Origin of the sequence: Synechococcus sp. CBW1006 (genome assembly GCF_015840525.1) — a bacterium.
Taxonomy (GTDB): Bacteria; Cyanobacteriota; Cyanobacteriia; order PCC-6307; family Cyanobiaceae; genus CBW1002.
Genome location: NZ_CP060396.1, coordinates 3,220,240 through 3,236,810 on the forward strand (window position 1 = coordinate 3,220,240; position 16,571 = coordinate 3,236,810).

At 61.0% G+C, this 16,571-nt stretch carries 16 protein-coding genes and 1 pseudogene; 3 read left to right on the forward strand and 14 right to left on the reverse strand.

Annotated features, from left to right (window positions below; genetic code table 11):
* Positions 1-121: 121 nt before the first annotated feature.
* From H8F26_RS15845 to H8F26_RS20290, 4 genes are all read right to left on the reverse strand, one after another.
* A complete protein-coding gene (locus H8F26_RS15845) occupies positions 122-913 on the reverse strand; it encodes an AAA family ATPase (protein WP_197155639.1) in 792 nt (263 codons plus the stop codon).
* The gene (locus H8F26_RS15850; RefSeq protein WP_231605281.1) at positions 910-1,578 is read right to left on the reverse strand and encodes a hypothetical protein; all 669 of its coding nucleotides are present in this window, start codon (positions 1,576-1,578) and stop codon (positions 910-912) included. The genes H8F26_RS15845 and H8F26_RS15850 overlap by 4 nt, the downstream gene beginning before the upstream one ends.
* A gap of 306 nt (positions 1,579-1,884) precedes the next feature.
* Positions 1,885-3,399, reverse strand: coding sequence for an IS66 family transposase (locus H8F26_RS15855; protein ID WP_197154224.1), 1,515 nt, complete (start codon positions 3,397-3,399; stop codon positions 1,885-1,887).
* A gap of 45 nt (positions 3,400-3,444) precedes the next feature.
* A complete protein-coding gene (locus H8F26_RS20290) occupies positions 3,445-3,993 on the reverse strand; it encodes a restriction endonuclease subunit S (RefSeq protein WP_197155642.1) in 549 nt (182 codons plus the stop codon).
* A gap of 48 nt (positions 3,994-4,041) precedes the next feature.
* Here H8F26_RS20290 and H8F26_RS15865 point away from each other — a divergent pair, with 48 nt between their 5' ends.
* Positions 4,042-5,076 carry an IS5 family transposase gene (locus H8F26_RS15865; RefSeq protein ID WP_197155644.1) on the forward strand — a complete coding sequence of 345 codons (1,035 nt, stop codon included), beginning with the start codon at positions 4,042-4,044 and terminating at the stop codon, positions 5,074-5,076.
* Positions 5,077-5,512: 436 nt separating this feature from the next.
* Here H8F26_RS15865 and H8F26_RS15870 read toward each other — a convergent pair whose 3' ends face one another.
* The 7 genes from H8F26_RS15870 to H8F26_RS15900 all read right to left on the reverse strand — a co-directional run bounded on the left by H8F26_RS15870 (position 5,513) and on the right by H8F26_RS15900 (position 12,401).
* Positions 5,513-6,973, reverse strand: coding sequence for an N-6 DNA methylase (locus H8F26_RS15870; protein WP_231605283.1), 1,461 nt, complete (start codon positions 6,971-6,973; stop codon positions 5,513-5,515).
* Positions 6,973-7,341: a PIN domain-containing protein gene (locus H8F26_RS15875; protein ID WP_231605285.1), complete on the reverse strand. Its 369-nt coding sequence runs from the start codon at positions 7,339-7,341 to the stop codon at positions 6,973-6,975. Before H8F26_RS15875 ends, H8F26_RS15870 begins: the two co-directional genes overlap by 1 nt.
* A 41-nt stretch (positions 7,342-7,382) precedes the next feature.
* Positions 7,383-7,643 (reverse strand): antitoxin, encoded by a 261-nt coding sequence (locus tag H8F26_RS15880; RefSeq protein ID WP_197155658.1) that lies wholly within the window; start codon positions 7,641-7,643, stop codon positions 7,383-7,385.
* Positions 7,644-7,681: 38 nt separating this feature from the next.
* Positions 7,682-7,963, reverse strand: a complete 282-nt coding sequence (locus H8F26_RS15885; protein WP_197155661.1) for a HigA family addiction module antitoxin — start codon at positions 7,961-7,963, stop codon at positions 7,682-7,684.
* A 4-nt stretch (positions 7,964-7,967) separates the two neighbouring features.
* Positions 7,968-8,192 carry a type II toxin-antitoxin system RelE/ParE family toxin gene (locus H8F26_RS15890; protein ID WP_304623227.1) on the reverse strand — a complete coding sequence of 75 codons (225 nt, stop codon included), beginning with the start codon at positions 8,190-8,192 and terminating at the stop codon, positions 7,968-7,970.
* A gap of 124 nt (positions 8,193-8,316) precedes the next feature.
* Entirely contained in the window at positions 8,317-11,673 is a 3,357-nt protein-coding gene (gene hsdR, locus H8F26_RS15895; RefSeq protein ID WP_197155672.1) for a type I restriction-modification system endonuclease, read from the reverse strand.
* Positions 11,670-12,401: a hypothetical protein gene (locus H8F26_RS15900; protein WP_197155678.1), complete on the reverse strand. Its 732-nt coding sequence runs from the start codon at positions 12,399-12,401 to the stop codon at positions 11,670-11,672. Before H8F26_RS15900 ends, hsdR begins: the two co-directional genes overlap by 4 nt.
* Positions 12,402-12,525: 124 nt before the next feature.
* On the opposite strand from H8F26_RS15900, the gene H8F26_RS15905 reads away from it, so the two are divergent.
* Positions 12,526-14,040, forward strand: a complete 1,515-nt coding sequence (locus tag H8F26_RS15905) for an IS66 family transposase (protein WP_197154224.1) — start codon at positions 12,526-12,528, stop codon at positions 14,038-14,040.
* Between the two features lie 41 nt (positions 14,041-14,081).
* On the opposite strand, the gene H8F26_RS15910 is transcribed toward H8F26_RS15905, so the two are convergent.
* The 3 genes from H8F26_RS15910 to H8F26_RS15920 all read right to left on the reverse strand — a co-directional run bounded on the left by H8F26_RS15910 (position 14,082) and on the right by H8F26_RS15920 (position 16,032).
* The gene (locus H8F26_RS15910) at positions 14,082-15,200 is read right to left on the reverse strand and encodes a DUF262 domain-containing protein (RefSeq protein ID WP_231605286.1); all 1,119 of its coding nucleotides are present in this window, start codon (positions 15,198-15,200) and stop codon (positions 14,082-14,084) included.
* Between the two features lie 3 nt (positions 15,201-15,203).
* Positions 15,204-15,383, reverse strand: a complete 180-nt coding sequence (locus H8F26_RS19640) for a hypothetical protein (RefSeq protein ID WP_231605288.1) — start codon at positions 15,381-15,383, stop codon at positions 15,204-15,206.
* A gap of 211 nt (positions 15,384-15,594) precedes the next feature.
* On the reverse strand, positions 15,595-16,032 hold the full coding sequence (locus tag H8F26_RS15920) for a hypothetical protein (RefSeq protein WP_197155682.1): 438 nt from the start codon (positions 16,030-16,032) through the stop codon (positions 15,595-15,597).
* A gap of 132 nt (positions 16,033-16,164) precedes the next feature.
* On the opposite strand from H8F26_RS15920, the pseudogene H8F26_RS15925 reads away from it, so the two are divergent.
* Positions 16,165-16,551, forward strand: a pseudogene (locus H8F26_RS15925) (DUF3427 domain-containing protein); the annotation flags it as partial.
* Between the last annotated feature and the right edge of the window lie 20 nt (positions 16,552-16,571).

Genomic DNA, 16,571 nt, shown 5'->3' on the forward strand with positions numbered 1-16,571 from the left:
TTCTTTCGACTGTTACCCGGACTTCGTCTATCAGGTCACAGAGGAAGAGGCTCTCGAGATAGCCGAAAAGATCTTTTGAATCAGATTCACCTTGCTTAAGCCCCTCAAGATCAGCCTCGTTCTAGACGAACAAGTAGAGCCTTTCTGTGGTTTCACCTTGCCTGCGAACATCGCGGTCCACGGTTTCGCTATTGCGGATTGGCGCTAGCGAACATTCCCAAAGACGATCAAGAAAGTCCTTAAATGCACCTCGCGCGTACCAGAATCGGGCATCGCCCTCTTCGAGTTGAATTTTCTTTGGAGCCCCGCTTCCCCGCCACCATGGGGTCTTTAGCACGAAAAGAGCTGAGACGAAACCCTTGATTCCCAGATACTTCTCAAGCAGATCACGCGCCGCCGCCGTCTTCTCAAGAAAGAATGCCAGAAGGACAAGTTGACTGTACTCCTTGCGGCAGAAAAACATCCTTCGCAGGGGAAACTGCTTGTGGCGAGCATTAAGAATGGCGGCATAGTGTTTGCGGGTTGGTCGATCGAAGTGGCGCTCTAAACGGCTACTCCAGCCCGAGTAATACGCGAAGATGTAGTTCGGCAGTAGATCTTGGAGGCCTTGCTTAAACGCTGCCTGAGTTATTCCCGTGCCGTCTACAGAAATAGCGAGACGTTTGCTTGCTCGGCCAGGATCAGCGTCAATCCTGATCTTATGATCACGACATGAATACTCAAGTATGTAGGCGAATGGTGGCGGACCACCAGATTCAAGCTCTCGGAAGATCTCAACAATCGCTTCGAATAGATTAGATTTACCTGAGCCGTTTCGCCCGATCAAAACCGTCGTCGCCTGGCACTCATCAAAATCGATCGTAAAGGACTGGAGGTTTCGATAGCTTGGGATAGTTAGACAATCGAGTCTCATGCGGCACTCTCTATCAGCCGCGAGCTATCAGGAGAGTCGCTGCGGTTCTCACGCAAGAAGCCGTGCGACTCTTCGTGCCTCAGCTGATCGTAGAAATCGTCAATCTCGAGCTGAGAGGCACTCCAAAGAGCCTCAGCCGAGAGAGATCCGCATTCCTTAAGGATGGAGCTGAGATGGTTTTGGGCAATCTGATCGCGTGTGAGCATGTTCGTGGGTGATACGGTCTTCGTTCGTGATCGATTCGTGATGGTTCGCCTGGACCGGATGGTTTTCCCCTTGGCATTGTTGGCTTGACTGTCCGCCTGGATCCGCTCCAGCAGCACGCTTGCTGGTTCATCGCTGGGGTCCTGGTGCACCAGCTCACCGCGGAAGGCCTTGGCCAGCAGGGCTGGCGTGAGGTGCTCCACAATCCTGCGGGCGGCGGTGAGTTTGGCTTCGAGCTGGTCAGCGAGGTCGAAGAGACTATTCGAGCAACTCTCGATTTGATCAAGTTCATCCCTTGGAGGCAGAAGAATTTTGATAGACAGAAGATTCTTCTGCGATAGATTCCGCATGGATAGCTGATTCCCACTTGATAAGACCTCTATCTGGCGACGACCATTTTCGGAACGCAGGCACATAAGCAACCATTGTTTCCACTCTTCAGGCATGACGAGGCGAAGCACCTTGTCGGACAGGTACAGAGCGCGCCTCGCCTCATGAACGATTACGCATTGCCCGACAAGCTCAATGGTATTAGCCCTTGAAATCAGGAAGTCGCCAGGTCGAATTCGATTTCTCTCCAAGACCTGTTGCTCTGGCTTCAGTGTCTTGCTTTCATCTTCGTCATAGGTTCCCCATGTGACAGCGCTGATTTTTACAAGGCCTCTCTCGTTGTATCCGTTCAGGGGCCGTTACGCAGCAGCGCAGCATTCCACCCTTGATCGCTGATCAACGAGCAACCACAGACACCACGATCGATGACGGCCGGCTCAGGGATTCGGCAACAGCGATGGCATCTCACCGCCGCGATGATGGGCGATCAAGGCCTGCTCCAGGAACTGCCAGATATCACGGCCCTGTTGCCGCAGGCTGGTGGTGACCGTGAGCAGCCTGCTGCGGCAGATCGCACCCTGGCGGGATTGGACGCCATGGCTGATCTTGCGCTGAATCACCGAATGGCGCAGGGCACGCTCGGCTGCGTTGTTGGTGGGCTCGATCCCTTCAATCTCCAGGAAGGTCCAGAGGCCATCGCTCACTTGCAGCAACTGATGGCAGGTACGCACCGTCTTGGCCCACGGCGTTCGCTCGCCGCGCTGGCAGCCCAGCTCCACAACCCGCTGCAGCGTGCCCACAAACGCCTGGCGGATCGGCCGACAGCCCTGCTGCAACGTGGACCAGTCGATCGTTCCGTCTTTGTAGCGGTGCCACTGGGCAAACAGCTGCTGCTGCAGGCCCAGCAGCTCCGCTCCAATCTCACCGCTGGCGCCCTGACGGTCAGCGATGGCGGTGAGATCGCGGATCACGTGCGCCCAGCACAGCTGGCGCTGCTCCAGCGGGAGATGGTTGTAGGCGGAGAAGCGATCGCTCACCACAATTCCGCCAAAGGCATTCCCGAGCAGGTCGATCGCGGCGGCAGCCGAGCGGCTCAGGCTCTGCAAGAACACTGTCACCCCCATGGCGGTCACCATGACCCACTCCCAGCCGCGCCGGCCATCGGGGTTGCCCCCATCGGCATTACCGGTGGGGGCACCGGTTTCATCGACATAGACCACCGACTGCTGACGGGCAAACGCAAGGGCCTCCTGCATGGGCTGCTCCAGTGCTGCACTCAAGCGCTGGCGGATAGTGGCCATCGCTCCCCGGCTGATCTGTACCCCCAGCAGCTGATCCAGCAGCGCCTGGGTCTTGCTGAAACTCAACGGGAAGGCACTACCCAGCAGACCCACCAGAGCACTGAGCCGGGGACCGTAATGGCTTACTTCCACCTCCGCCGGTAACGAGGCACAGGTGCTGGTGGAACAGCAGGGGCAGACCAGGCGGTGCAGCCGGTGCTCGATCACCAGAGGCGTGATCGGTGGAATCTCGATCACCTGGTGCCTCAAGGGCTCGGGATCCTGACCCTGTAGCAACGTGCCGCAGCGGCGGCAGGCCTGGGGGTGGTGCTCGACCACCTCATCCACCCGCTCGATCGGCAGCAGCTCCGGCCCAGATCCGGGATGGCCCGGCTGGCCGCCGCGCTTGCGGCCACTGCCCTTGCGTCGTTCGGGCGGCTTAAACCCCTGGCCATCACTGGAGGGAGGCTTGGAAGAATTGCGGGAGCTGCGGCCGATCCGCTCGCGCAGATGGGCCAGTTCGGTCGCCAGGGCGGTGAGCTGGATGCGGAGCTGCTCGATCTCCTGTTGCTGCCTCTGGCACTGACTGACCAGCTCAAGAAATCCAGCCTTCACTCCCACCGGGGTGGCGGCCCAATCGGCTTCTGAAATCCCGGCCGGTGGGGTGGTCATCGCAAGGAGTCTCTTACTGAGATGCAACCAGGAATCAAGCCACCGTCAAGGGTTCAGCAAGCCCGATGTTCGTTGCGAGCTGTCCCGACTCCTGAACGGGTACCTCTCGTTGTCCGCTGGAGGGCGCTCTTCGCATTGCACGTTGAGACCAGCTTCTATATCTGTCACGACATCGCCAACTGTTCGGGCTGTCCAGGCATCCAGGCTCTTCCCGATCTCCTCCCGCCACTCCCGCGTCAACTCCCCCGACGTCGCCGCCGCCAGCACTGCCTGGCGAAAGCGCTTGAGGATCGCCGCCACGCCATCGAGCCGCTGGCGGCAGGCCTCGACAGCGGGGAGGGTGGTGTCGAGCTTGGCGGCAATGCGGCGTTGTTCGTTGAGGGGGGCAAGGGGAAGGAAGAGGTTTCGAATATCAGGAAGCCCCAGGCCAACCTTCGTTGCTCCTCGCTTAGCTTCAAGCAGCTGGCGCTTTCCATCGGATTCTGAAGCCAGATACCAAGCGAGAAATCGGGCCTCTATCTCTGAGCTGGGCCGAGCCAAGGCAACATGTTGATTGACATAGGGGCACCTCGATAAATCAACAAGCCAATGCAATATGCCTAATCTGAGCTAATATTAGATTGATGACATTCTAATTCTGCAGTGGGTCAGAGAGGCTTCTGGGACGAACAGCAAAGAGTCGCAAAGCTCAAGGAGAAGAAGCCGGTTCTTCAGCGACTTTCTGAATCGATCCCTTGGGATTCATTCCGCCCACTGCTTGACAAGGGCTATGTCCATAAGCGCAAGACTAATGCAGGGCGCAAGAGGATTGATCCGCTGATCCTTTTCAAGATGCTCGTTCTCCAGCAGCTTTTCAACCTCAGCGATGAAGAGCTTGAATTTCAGGTGAATGACAGGCGCTCCTTTGAGGAGTTTGTCGGGCTTGGTGTGATGAACAGCATTCCTGATGCCACCACAGTCGCCTTCTTCAGAGAGCGACTGCGCAAGGCGGAAGTTATCGAGGAGCTCTTCGAGATGTTTGAGGCATACCTCCGCTCCCAGGGCCTCCAAGCCCGCGGTGGCCAGATCATCGATGCAACTCTTGTTCCGGTTCCCAAGCAACGCAATACCCGCGAGGAGAACAAAGAAATCAAAGCCGGGAGGCTGCCGGAGGGCTGGGATGAAAACCCAGATCGCTTGCAGCAGAAGGATTTAGATGCTCGCTGGACAAAAAAGAACGGCATCAGTTACTACGGTTACAAGAACAGCATCTGTATCGATGTTGACCATGGATTCATCCGCCGATATGCTGTCACTCCTGCCAACATTCACGACAGCCAGTTGCTCCCACGCTTGCTGGATCCAGAAAACGAACATGACTTTGTTTGGGCAGACTCAGCGTATTCAGGTGAATGCTTTGAGGATCTTCTGAGTCTAGGTGGCTTCGAAAGCCTGATCCATGAAAAAGGTGCTCGCAATCATCCTCTCAGCGACAAAGCCAAGGAACTGAATCGTGTCAAGTCGTCAATCAGAGCTTGTGTGGAGCATGTCTTCGGCTGCATGACTATGTCCATGGGTGGAAAACTGACAAGAAAAATTGGGCTAGAAAGGAATGATGCTTGGTGGGGCCTCAAGAACCTGACCTTCAACTTCCTTCGTTATCTCCAGCGCTCTTCCCATATAGCAACTGTTGCATGAATCTCCCAGAGAAGCTCCCATAGTTCAGGAGATCTCGTCAATAGACGATATAAGGCTCTCATGCTCTGCCGCCTCTTCGGCGGCTTTTTCGTGTCCACAGAGACCTTGCGAATAGCTGATTATTCGAGGTGGCCATAGGCTTCTCCCAGGCCCTCTGGAACCAGGGCGACCATGCCGAGCTCTGCAGTGATGGAGATTAGAATGTCATTCGGTTCAAGGCGAGTACGATTTCCCTCCGAACCAACAGGAGGCCTTACATTCTGCACATCTCGCAGATCAAGCTCGATCGAGTCGTGATCTAGGTTGCCTATGCGGATAAACAATGGCCCATCATCTGAATAATATTTAGCCCATCCTCTTGATCCACTTGTAACAAGTTCGAATACATCTAAACCATTCGCAACTTCCCACCCAACCGGCAACTCCCGCCCCTCCATCACACCAACTCCTCCACCTCTTCTCCCAGCTCCGCCAGGATCGCCCGCAGATCCTCCAGCGCCCCTTCCAGCTCCAGCATCGCCTCCTGGGCCAGCACCGCCGGCTCCGGCAGGGCGGCGCCATCCTCAGCCGAGTCATCCTTCAGCCAGGCCAGATCGAGGCTGTCGCCACGGGCGGCGATCTCCTCACGGCTGAAGCGCTGCCAGCGGCCCTCAGGCCCCGTGGCGGTTCGCGGGGCCAACCCCAGCGGATCCGGGCCAAAGGCCTCCTCGAACGCCGCAAAATGCTCACGGGTAAGGGGGGTGCGCTTGCCGAAGGCCGGCATGTTGGCCCGCAGGTCGTACACCCACACCGCCTCGGTGTTGCCCCGATCGCTCGTGCCGCGGGTGAATAACAGCACATTGGTCTTCACGCCCGGGGCGTAGAAGATGCCGGTGGGCAGCCGCAGGATCGTGTGCAGGTTGCACTTGTCCATCAGGTCCGCCCGGATCTGCTTGCCCACGTTGCCTTCGAACAGTACGTTGTCCGGAAGCACCACCGCCGCCCGGCCGCCGGGTTGCAGCGCCCGGTAGATGTGCTGCAGGAAGCAGAACTGCTTGTTGCTGGTGGGGAAGGTGAAATCCTTGCGGCTGGGCAGCCCGCCGCCCTTCTTCGTGCCGAAGGGCGGATTGGTGAGGATCAAGCTGGCCTTCGGCAGCCCCTCGCCATCGCTGCTGAGGGTGTCGCCATAGCGGATGCCGCCCTCGCCATGCACCGAATCCAGCCCGTGCAGCATCAGGTTCATCAGTGCCAGGCGGTGCGTGTCCTGCACATGTTCCATGCCGTAGAACGTGCTCTGGTAGAAGCGCTTCTGCTGCGCCTCATCCAGCTCGCTGATCTCCTGATGCTCGCGGATCCAGTGCTGGGCCGCGATCAGAAAGCCGCCGGTGCCCGCCGCCGGATCCTGGATCACATCCCCCAGCTGCGGTTGCATCACCGCCACCATGGCATCAATCAGCGGCCGGGGGGTGAAGTACTGGCCTGCCCCCGATTTCTTCTCCTCAGCGTTCTTCTGCAGCAACCCCTCATAGAGATCCCCCAGACCCTCCTGGCGGGCGCTGTACCAATCCAGCTTGTCGATCTCCTCCACCAGCTTGTTCAGCGTGACGGGCTTGCGGATAAACGACGTGGCATTCGCGAAGATCTCCTGCACCAGCAGTGAGCTGCCGCTGCTGGAACTGCCCAGCTCCAGCAGCAGCAGCTTGTAGTGCTCCAGCTGCTTGAGTCCCTGGAGCGGCTCCAGCTCATCCCAGCGCCACTCCTCAGGGATCCCGGCTTCGGTGCCGGTTTCCTTGGCCATCTTCAGGAACAACAGATAGGTGAGCTCCGTCACGTACTGGTGGTACGTCACCCCGTCGTCCTTCAGCACATTGCAGAGGTTCCAGAGCTTGGCGACGATGTCGTGTGTGGTGGTGGGCATCACCAGGCCTCCAGGTGGAGTTCGGCCACCTTGGCGAAGGCCCGATCCGCCGTCACCAGGGCGCAGCCTTCGCTGAGGGCATGGCTGGCGATCAGGAGGTCCATCACCGCCAGAGGCTTGCCATGGCGTTCGAGATCGGCGCGCAGCCGGCCGTAGATCCTCGTGCACGCTTCCGACCAGGGCAGGATCTCCAGGGTCTCGAGGGTGGCCTCCGCCAGCTCCTGTAACCGCGTCTGCATCCGCGAAGTGGGCGGCAGCTTCTCCAGCCCGTAGCGGATCTCGGCCACAACAATGGCGGACAGGCAACAACGTTGCTCACGCACCCAGCTATCCAGCCGTGGCGAGCGTCGTTGGAGAAAGGCGCTCATGGCGTTGGTGTCCAGCATCAACCTCTCGTTCCCCGCAGCCATCAGGGGAAGTCCACCGGTTCGGCAGGACGGGTGTCGTGCAACCCCTCGAACAACGCATCCAGTTCGGCACCGAAGCCAGGCTCCTGCAGCAACGCATCCCTCAGCTCCAGCAATGCACGGGCCGATGGCCGCACCGGCGTCAGCACCACGGCGCCGGTTTCCGGGTCGCGCTCAATCTCCACTTCCGTTCCCTCGAAGCGAAAGGCAGCCGGCAGGCGCACCGCCTGGCTGCGGCCGTTGCGGAACAGCTTGGCGCGCATCGCTCTCGCCCTCCGAGACGGTCGATACCAAGACTAGATCAGGCGTGCTGCAACGGCTCGATCGCTGGCAGAACACTGGCCAGTGCCTGCTTGGCCAGCTTCAGGTCATGGCTGGCCTGCATCCGCAGCCAGAAGCCCTCGCTGAGGCCAAAGAACCGGCAAAGGCGCAGATCGGTGTCGGCGGTGATCGCCCGCCGCCCCTTCACGATCGCGTTGATGCGGCTCTCCGGCACGCCGATGGCCAGGGCCAGCCGGTACTGGCTGACTCCCATCGGCCGCAGGAACTCCTCCAGCAGCACCTCACCCGGGGGCACCAGCATCAATTCAGTGGTAGTCAACGATTTCAACCTCCTCTGGGCCGGCTTCCGTCCAGACGAAGCAGAGCCGGAACTGATCGTTGATGCGGATGCTGTGCTGGCCATGGCGGTCTCCGCGGAGCGGCTCCAGGCGGTTGCCTGGCGGAATCATCAGATCGTTGAGGCAGCCGGCGGCATCGAGGATGGCCAGCTTGCGGCAAGCCACGCGGGCGATGCTGCCGAAGCGCCTCACCGGCCGACCCTCGAAGAGCGCAAGGGTGTCTCGGCAACGAAACGACCTGATCACTCGTTGATGATACCACCGTTTGGCGTGCCCATGCGGCACGTGGGCCTTGATGAAGCCTTGGTACAGCGGGTCAAGCCGCCTCCCACACCGCTTCCTGGAAGCGGTGCAGCACCGTCTCCAGCTCGCCGCCGAAGAGCTTGTTCAGCCGTGGCCAGCCGCCCCCTTCGCGGCGGAACAACAGGGCGTCGTCGTCGAGGGCTTCGCGGTCCACGATCTTGATCACCTTGGTCTGGTTGGCGATGCGCTGCAGCCATTGCCGCTGGGGCGTGGTCCAGGCGCGCGAGGCCAGGATCCGCTGCAGGGCCCGCTCCACCCGCTGCTCATAGGGCACCAGCGGATCACCGAGGGCCGCCTGGCGGATGTACCCCATGATCGAGGCCGCCATGTCCTGGTTGGTGGTCTCCCGCCAGGCGGTGGCCAGGGTGGCTTCGCTGTAGCCGCGCTGATCGAGAGCCAGCTTCAGCTCCCGCAGGTCTTTGCGGGTGAGCTCCCAGGGCCGCTGCAGCACGGTGGTGAGAGCCGGCAACTCATTGCCTGGATCACGCACGAAGGCGGTGAAGCCATCGAGGTAGTCCTCCGGGCGGGTGGCGTCGCCATAGCCCCGCTCGATCGCGCGCAGCTCGTCGTCGTGCTCCGACACGAATTGGGGCTGAGCAGGCCCCTGCCATTGCTCATCGAGCAGCTCGCCCAGACCGTTGAGGGTGCCCAGCCAGCGGCGGGCCTCGGCGATCGGCAGCTGTTGCAGGCGGCTGATGAAGGCGGCCGGTTCCTCGCCGGTGAGCAGCCGGAACCGCGCTTCGGCGTTCTCGCTCAGGTGCCGTTGCTTGCGCCGCAGCTTGGCGATCAGCTGCTCGCGCACCAGCTCACTCTCCTCCTCGCCGGTGCTCTCCAGTTCACCGAGCAGCTGGCTGAAGCTGAGCTTCGGGTTCGCCACCACCGGCTGCATCTGGGTGAAGTTCTGCAGGGCCTGGTAGATGCCCACGGCATCAAAGATGCGGAAGCTGTCCTTGCCGATTGCTTCGCACAGGCGGGTGGCACGGCCGATCATCTGGTCATACAGGATGCGGCTGTTCATGCGCCGCAGGAACACGATGTTGCCGATGGCCGGCACATCCACCCCGGTGCTCAGCAGATCCACCGTGACGGCCACATTGGGGAAGGCTTCGTTCTTGTAGCGGCGGATCAGCTCCTTCGGCCTGTCGCTGGCGCCCGTGATCTTCGCCACCGCGTCATCGGCCACCTCGCCGTAATGCTCCCGAAACGCTTCCTTGAGCAGCAGCACCACCAGATCGGCGTGGGCATCGGTGGCGCAGAAGATCAGGGTTTTGTGCGGCGAGAGTGGATCCAGCTCCTTCGCCAGCACCTCACACACCACCCTGTTGAAGGGTTCTGTGATCACCTGGCGGTTGAACGCCTCCACCGCGAAGCGCAGCTCATCGGGCGTGGTGAACAATTCGATCTGGGCCGTGCCGGGGTTGTAGGATTTCACCTCCTCTCCTGCGGCCCAGCGGATGCCTTCGCTGGAGAGCTCCGTGGAGATCAGGATCGGTGGTTCGTGATCCACCAGGTAGCCATCCACCACCGCCTCGCGGTAGCTGTACACAAACACCGGCTGGCCGAAGATCTCCACCGTATGCAGGGCCGGTGTGGCCGTGAGGCCGATCTTCACGGCATCAAACCGCTCCAGCACCCTCCGGTACTTCGACACATAGTCGTTGAAATCACGGAAGCGCAGTTCCCGATCGCTGAGCTCCCGATCCAGCAGGTAGCCCCGATGGCATTCGTCCACCACGATCAGGTCATAGGTGTCCACCGTGGGCTTGTCTTCTTCGCTGCCCAGCAGCAGCCGCTGCACCATCGCCTGGACGGTGGCGATGTGCACCTTGGTGTCGGATTCAGCCTCGCGCTCGCCCAGTTCCTTGATGCCGTAGATGTCGGCGAAGCTCTGCAGGCTCTCCATCCGCGTTTCCTTGAAGGCATCCGCGGCCTGGGTACCCAGCTCCGAGCGATCCACCAGAAACAGCACTCGCCGGAAGCGTCCCGTCTTGAGCAGCCGGTAGATCAGGGCGATGCAGGTTTTGGTTTTCCCCGTTCCGGTGGCCATCGCCAGCAGCAGCTCCCGCTGGCCTGCGGCGATCGCCGCCTCGGTGGCCTCGATCGCGCGCCGCTGGTAGGGGCGCAGCGAAAAGCCGTAGCTGAAGGCCTCCCGGCGCAGCTGCGCATCGGCCCCGGCCACATCCTGCCGGGCGAGCTCCCTCAGGCCTTCCGGGGAATACCAGCCGTCGAGGGGAACGGCCAGGTTCTCGCTGCGGCGTAAATCCCGAAACCAGATCCCGCTTTTGGTGCGCAGCTGCTGCAGAAACGGCCGGCCGTTGCTGGAGAAGGCAAAGGGGATGCGGTACTCCCCATCCGGGCCCCACTGTTGGCTGGGCTCCTCCGTGGCGCTGCTGGGCTGGAAATCGCGGCAGTAGCGCTGGGCCTGGGGCAGCACGCCCGCCACATCCTTGTTGGCCCGTTTGGCCTCCACCGCCGCGATGGCCGTGAGCCCCACAAACAGCACGTAGTCGGCCGGTCCGCTGCTGGTGGGCCACTCGGCAATGGCGAGATTGCGGTTCTTCTGCGGCCGAGCCCCCGCTCCATACCGCAGCGCTTGGGTATCCGCCTCCCACCCGGCTGCCCGCAGCTGCTCATCAATCAGCTGGCGGGTGGCGGCCTCATCCAGCTCGATCGCCGCGGCGGCTGTGCGCGCTGCCTGCCGCAGACCTGAAGTCACGGCTGCTGGTTGCTGAGCGGCAGCGCTCTGCAGCTCCTGCAGCTGGGCAGCGAGGGCAGCCTTGTCGGCCTCCACCTGCTCGGCGAGTTGTTCCCATTGCTGCTGTTCGCCCAGGGCCTGCTGCAGCTGTGCCTCAGCGGCACTGAGCTGCTCGGCCATCGCCGTCTCGTTCGCCCGAAAGGCGTCGAGCGCGCGCTGCAGACATGCCAGCTCCTGGCTCAGTTCCTCACTCTCATCAACGGGCGGCTGTGGAGGCCGAAAGGGTCCGCTGCGGAACTCCGGATCACCAAACGTGCGGTGAAACCACACCCCCAGCTGCCAGGCAATCTTCAAGGTGCTCAAAGCACTGGCATGGTCGCCCTGGAGCCCATGGGTGGCCGCATTGCCGGTCTTGCGCAGATCGTGGAAGAGGCCGGCCACCTCTCGCTCGATCAGTCCCTCCAGCTCCAGCCGGCGGATCAAGGCCAGCTGTGATTCTTCAAGACTGGTGAACACCCCGAATCGGGACGCCACCTGCTGGGCCAACCGCTCGCCGAGCTGACGCAATTTAATGAGCGCTGTATTGGGATCCTCGGGGAAGTAGCGCTCGGCCAGCACGCCCAGCCGGAACAGCTGCTCGTCGTAGGGACGCAGCTGGGCGAAGTTGGTGGTCACAGCACCTCAACCCACTGGCGGATCTTGTCGGCCATCAACCGCCTCCGCTCCACCAGGAAGGTGTCGTAGTCTAAAGGCTCTCCATCCAACAGACTCGTAGGTAGGCAGTTCATCACCAGATTGGCCTTCAGTTCTTCTGGATCGGTGATGCCGCCATAACGCTTAGGGCCACCGTTTACCTGCTCGCGAAGCTCGCCAAAGTAGACCTCAGGCGCATTGTCGCCAATGGCGATGTTGATCTCACTCTGGGCCATCACGAAGTTGGCGATCTGGTTGTAGCTGCTTCTGGAAGCTCCCGCCCGCTGCAGATGCTTACGTGGCAATACATGGTGCTTGTCGCCGCGATTGAGCAAGAGATCCCGCACGCAAATTCCAGCCGAGAGGAAGCCGCGATCACCGAGCCGGGCCTGGGCCGCCTGGTAGGCGATGAAGTACGGGCTTGTCGAAGACGACGTGTCCATCAACTGGGGCAACATCCCGGTCCAGAATGTAGTAGGCAACTCATTCTCGATGACAGTCTCCGCATACACTTGAAGACCTTGAGAATCAATCTGGCGGATATCGAAATCGAAGGCTGTTTCTGGGCTGCCCGAATAGCGGCCTCTGAGAATCGACATCGCAAACCAACGCCGCACCAGGCTCTCGATCTCGTGTGGCGGCAGATTCTCTCGCCGCCCTCTCAGATAGAAGATGTAAGCAAAGTTGATCGCATTGCGGCTGCGAATCAAGTCACTGGTCACAAACCCCGCGTACCCGTTCAGGAGTCGGGACAGCTCGCAACGAACATCGGGCTTGCTGAACCCTTGACGGTGGCTTGATTCCTGGTTGCATCTCAGTAAGAGACTCCTTGCGATGACCACCCCACCGGCCGGGATTTCAGAAGCCGATTGGGCCGCCACCCCGGTGGGAGTGAAGGCTGGATTTCTTGAGCTGGTCAGTCAGTGCCAGAGGCAGCAACAGGAGATCGAGCAGCTCCGCATCCAGCTCACCGCCCTGGCGACCGAACTGGCCCATCTGCGCGAGCGGATCGGCCGCAGCTCCCGCAATTCTTCCAAGCCTCCCTCCAGTGATGGCCAGGGGTTTAAGCCGCCCGAACGACGCAAGGGCAGTGGCCGCAAGCGCGGCGGCCAGCCGGGCCATCCCGGATCTGGGCCGGAGCTGCTGCCGATCGAGCGGGTGGATGAGGTGGTCGAGCACCACCCCCAGGCCTGCCGCCGCTGCGGCACGTTGCTACAGGGTCAGGATCCCGAGCCCTTGAGGCACCAGGTGATCGAGATTCCACCGATCACGCCTCTGGTGATCGAGCACCGGCTGCACCGCCTGGTCTGCCCCTGCTGTTCCACCAGCACCTGTGCCTCGTTACCGGCGGAGGTGGAAGTAAGCCATTACGGTCCCCGGCTCAGTGCTCTGGTGGGTCTGCTGGGTAGTGCCTTCCCGTTGAGTTTCAGCAAGACCCAGGCGCTGCTGGATCAGCTGCTGGGGGTACAGATCAGCCGGGGAGCGATGGCCACTATCCGCCAGCGCTTGAGTGCAGCACTGGAGCAGCCCATGCAGGAGGCCCTTGCGTTTGCCCGTCAGCAGTCGGTGGTCTATGTCGATGAAACCGGTGCCCCCACCGGTAATGCCGATGGGGGCAACCCCGATGGCCGGCGCGGCTGGGAGTGGGTCATGGTGACCGCCATGGGGGTGACAGTGTTCTTGCAGAGCCTGAGCCGCTCGGCTGCCGCCGCGATCGACCTGCTCGGGAATGCCTTTGGCGGAATTGTGGTGAGCGATCGCTTCTCCGCCTACAACCATCTCCCGCTGGAGCAGCGCCAGCTGTGCTGGGCGCACGTGATCCGCGATCTCACCGCCATCGCTGACCGTCAGGGCGCCAGCGGTGAGATTGGAGCGGAGCTGCTGGGCCTGCAGCAGCAGCTGTTTGCCCAGTGGCACCGCTACAAAGACGGAACGATCGACTGGTCCACGTTGCAGCAGGGCTGTCGGCCGATCCGCCAGGCGTTTGTGGGCACGCTGCAGCGGGTTGTGGAGCTGGGCTGCCAGCGCGGCGAGCGAACGCCGTGGGCCAAGACGGTGCGTACCTGCCATCAGTTGCTGCAAGTGAGCGATGGCCTCTGGACCTTCCTGGAGATTGAAGGGATCGAGCCCACCAACAACGCAGCCGAGCGTGCCCTGCGCCATTCGGTGATTCAGCGCAAGATCAGCCATGGCGTCCAATCCCGCCAGGGTGCGATCTGCCGCAGCAGGCTGCTCACGGTCACCACCAGCCTGCGGCAACAGGGCCGTGATATCTGGCAGTTCCTGGAGCAGGCCTTGATCGCCCATCATCGCGGCGGTGAGATGCCATCGCTGTTGCCGAATCCCTGAGCCGGCCGTCATCGATCGTGGTGTCTGTGGTTGCTCGTTGATCAGCGATCAAGGGTGGAATGCTGCGCTGCTGCGTAACGGCCCCTGAACGGATACAACCCCGCAGACTTCAGGATCATAATGATCCGATCAAAGTGGGTCTTGCTCATGAAGGCAAGAACACCTTGCTTCAGCTTGGCGAACGATTCCTCTGCAATGTTCTCCTCGTATTGCTTGCTGGCGAAATTCCTGCCCGAAACCAGGGCCACCAGATCCTGGAGCTTGCCGCGACCAAACTCCGAGGTGAAGGCCACACGCAACATATCGGTATAGGTAGGGTCGTAGAGATCGTCGTTGACATCCTTGAGCCAAGCCATCTTGGGCAAGAATTCCGATCTAGTGAACTCCGGATCGCTCTTCTCGATCTGGGAGTAAAAGTCTGGCGAGATCGCCAGATGACAGAAGTATTCAATGGCCTTGCGGAGCGTATTGCCGCCATAGGCCTCATTAACGGCGATCTTCGACATGGCAAAGTCGGTCTGGGAGAGCTCTGCACCAGCCGAGTTAACGCGAATGAAGATCTCGGTAACAGTCTCAATGTCAAGATCTTCAGCCAGCTCGATCAAGCCAACGGAGTTATTGACGATTTTCAGAAGCCTCTGGAGCGACTTTCCAACCAGATTCCGATCAATTTCTGGATTCCTTGCCACATACGCGTCCGTCTGATCAAACAGATCCGCATCGGACTGGAAGAGCTTCGAGACATCTGGAATCCAAAGCGGGTTCTTGGCAATCGCAGGGTTGCTCACTTCAAAGCTGGGCTCGTCACCTTCTGCCAGCGGGTTAAAGGCAATGCGGATGCGTACCCGTTCATAGTTCTTGGTGAGCACCTCCATGCCCAACAGAGAAGCCATCAAGGCAGTCACCCTCTGCTGCCCATCAATCAGGATTCGCTTACCAGCCGAGGTGGTGCCGTCCTTGAGCTTGACCGTGGGATTTCGCCAGGCAATCAAATAGCCCACCGGAAAGCCCTGATAGAGGGAGTCCAGCAGGTTGCGCACCTTGGTGGCTTCCCACACAAAGGGCCGCTGGATCTCCGGGATGGCGATTTCACCACTCTTCACCCAGGTCAACAAGGTATCGAAGGGGTGAGGAGTGACGGAATAACGCTGTGTGGCCATCCCTTAGTTCTGCTCCAGCAATTGACGCACCAAAGCGATCAGTTCCTTCTTGCTAAAGCTCTCCAATGGCCTGGGCGGTGGCTCTATCCCATGCAGCTCGAGAACGACAGCCAACGCTGGTTTCTTCAATTTGCTGTAGCCCCTGATTCCATGGGCCTTGCAGAGGCCCTTGAGGGTGGCCACGGACTGCTGCAGGAAGCTGCCTCGGCCCAGGAGTGCCAAAGCTCGCGAATCTCCCCCTGCGCTGGCCTGCCCAGCAAGATCCTCGATCGCTTGTGAGGTGCGCTGCAAATGGACACCAACCCGCCGATACACGCGGGCATCGGTGCCAGCCAGTTCCCGGCTCGTGGCTTCCAGGAGATCGGCAATCGATGTCGTGGGCGATGCCATCGGGTCAGGCCTGCGGCCCCAGTTGATTGGCTTCCGTAGCAATGGCTGTTGCTTTGGCCTTCACCGATCGCCACTGGCGCACCAGCACCACCAGTTCCTGGAACATCCGCACCAGCCAGAAGCCACTTTGCCGTTCGCTTTCCTCCACGACCTCCGCGATCGCATCACCCGTGCTCTCCAGCTCGCGGATCACCTCCACCAGACGGCTGTTCATCGCATGCAGACGGGCCTTGGCCCGCGCCTCATCGCCCAGGTCGGCCTCAAGGTCTTGCAGTTCCCGCTGCAGCTCGGCGATTACCACACCCCGCCGATCGCTCTGGGCCTTGAGGATCCCGCGGGAGCGGTTTGCCGAAACGAGGGCTGCGCGGCACTCCAGGTAGGTCGTCTCCAGAGCCTCCGCGTCGGGGCTAACTGGGAACTCTGTGGCTGAGCGAAGCGGCATGGGGATACATTCGGCTTGTTTCACCTTGGCCAATTCTGCTCGGTTTGGCCGTGCCGTTCAACGCAGCTCGAACACAGCGGTCCTGTGTTCCTCGCACAGTCCAGGGGAGGAGGGCAGACAGCCTCACGACGCGACGCCGCCCCCTGGATCCACCGCGAAGGCGTCCTCTGGCACGAACCCAGCCAGACCGACCTGCTGTTCATCACCCTCAACATGAGCGAAGCCCTCTTCTGGGAGAGCCAGAGCACCACCACCGCCGCCTCCCCCACCGGGCAGCGCTACATCCACCACGAGGAGCGGGGTTCAAGGGTGCTGCTGTTCGTGCGGGAGCACCGGCGCGAAGGTGGGCGCGCCGGGGGTGTCACCGAGCCGTTTCGGTGTCTGGGGTTTGCCACCTACGAAAGCCACGTAGCCGAAGGCTTCTGCGCAGCAGTGGGGGAGAGGCCGATGGCGATTCGGTGGCGGTTGGAGCGGGCGATACCGGCGGGGTGGATGCAGGGGATGGGGTTGGCGGTTTGAGAACAGCCAGACTGGTCCCA

Coding starts and splice junctions, on each gene's coding strand:
- H8F26_RS15845 (WP_197155639.1), bottom strand. CDS start 913: ATGAGACTCGATTGTCTAACTATCCCAAGCTATCGAAACCTCCAGTCC.
- H8F26_RS15855 (WP_197154224.1), bottom strand. CDS start 3,399: ATGACCACCCCACCGGCCGGGATTTCAGAAGCCGATTGGGCCGCCACC.
- H8F26_RS15870 (WP_231605283.1), bottom strand. CDS start 6,973: ATGCCCACCACCACACACGACATCGTCGCCAAGCTCTGGAACCTCTGC.
- H8F26_RS15875 (WP_231605285.1), bottom strand. CDS start 7,341: ATGAGCGCCTTTCTCCAACGACGCTCGCCACGGCTGGATAGCTGGGTG.
- H8F26_RS15880 (WP_197155658.1), bottom strand. CDS start 7,643: ATGCGCGCCAAGCTGTTCCGCAACGGCCGCAGCCAGGCGGTGCGCCTG.
- H8F26_RS15885 (WP_197155661.1), bottom strand. CDS start 7,963: ATGCTGGTGCCCCCGGGTGAGGTGCTGCTGGAGGAGTTCCTGCGGCCG.
- H8F26_RS15905 (WP_197154224.1), top strand. CDS start 12,526: ATGACCACCCCACCGGCCGGGATTTCAGAAGCCGATTGGGCCGCCACC.
- H8F26_RS15910 (WP_231605286.1), bottom strand. CDS start 15,200: ATGGCCACACAGCGTTATTCCGTCACTCCTCACCCCTTCGATACCTTG.
- H8F26_RS15920 (WP_197155682.1), bottom strand. CDS start 16,032: ATGCCGCTTCGCTCAGCCACAGAGTTCCCAGTTAGCCCCGACGCGGAG.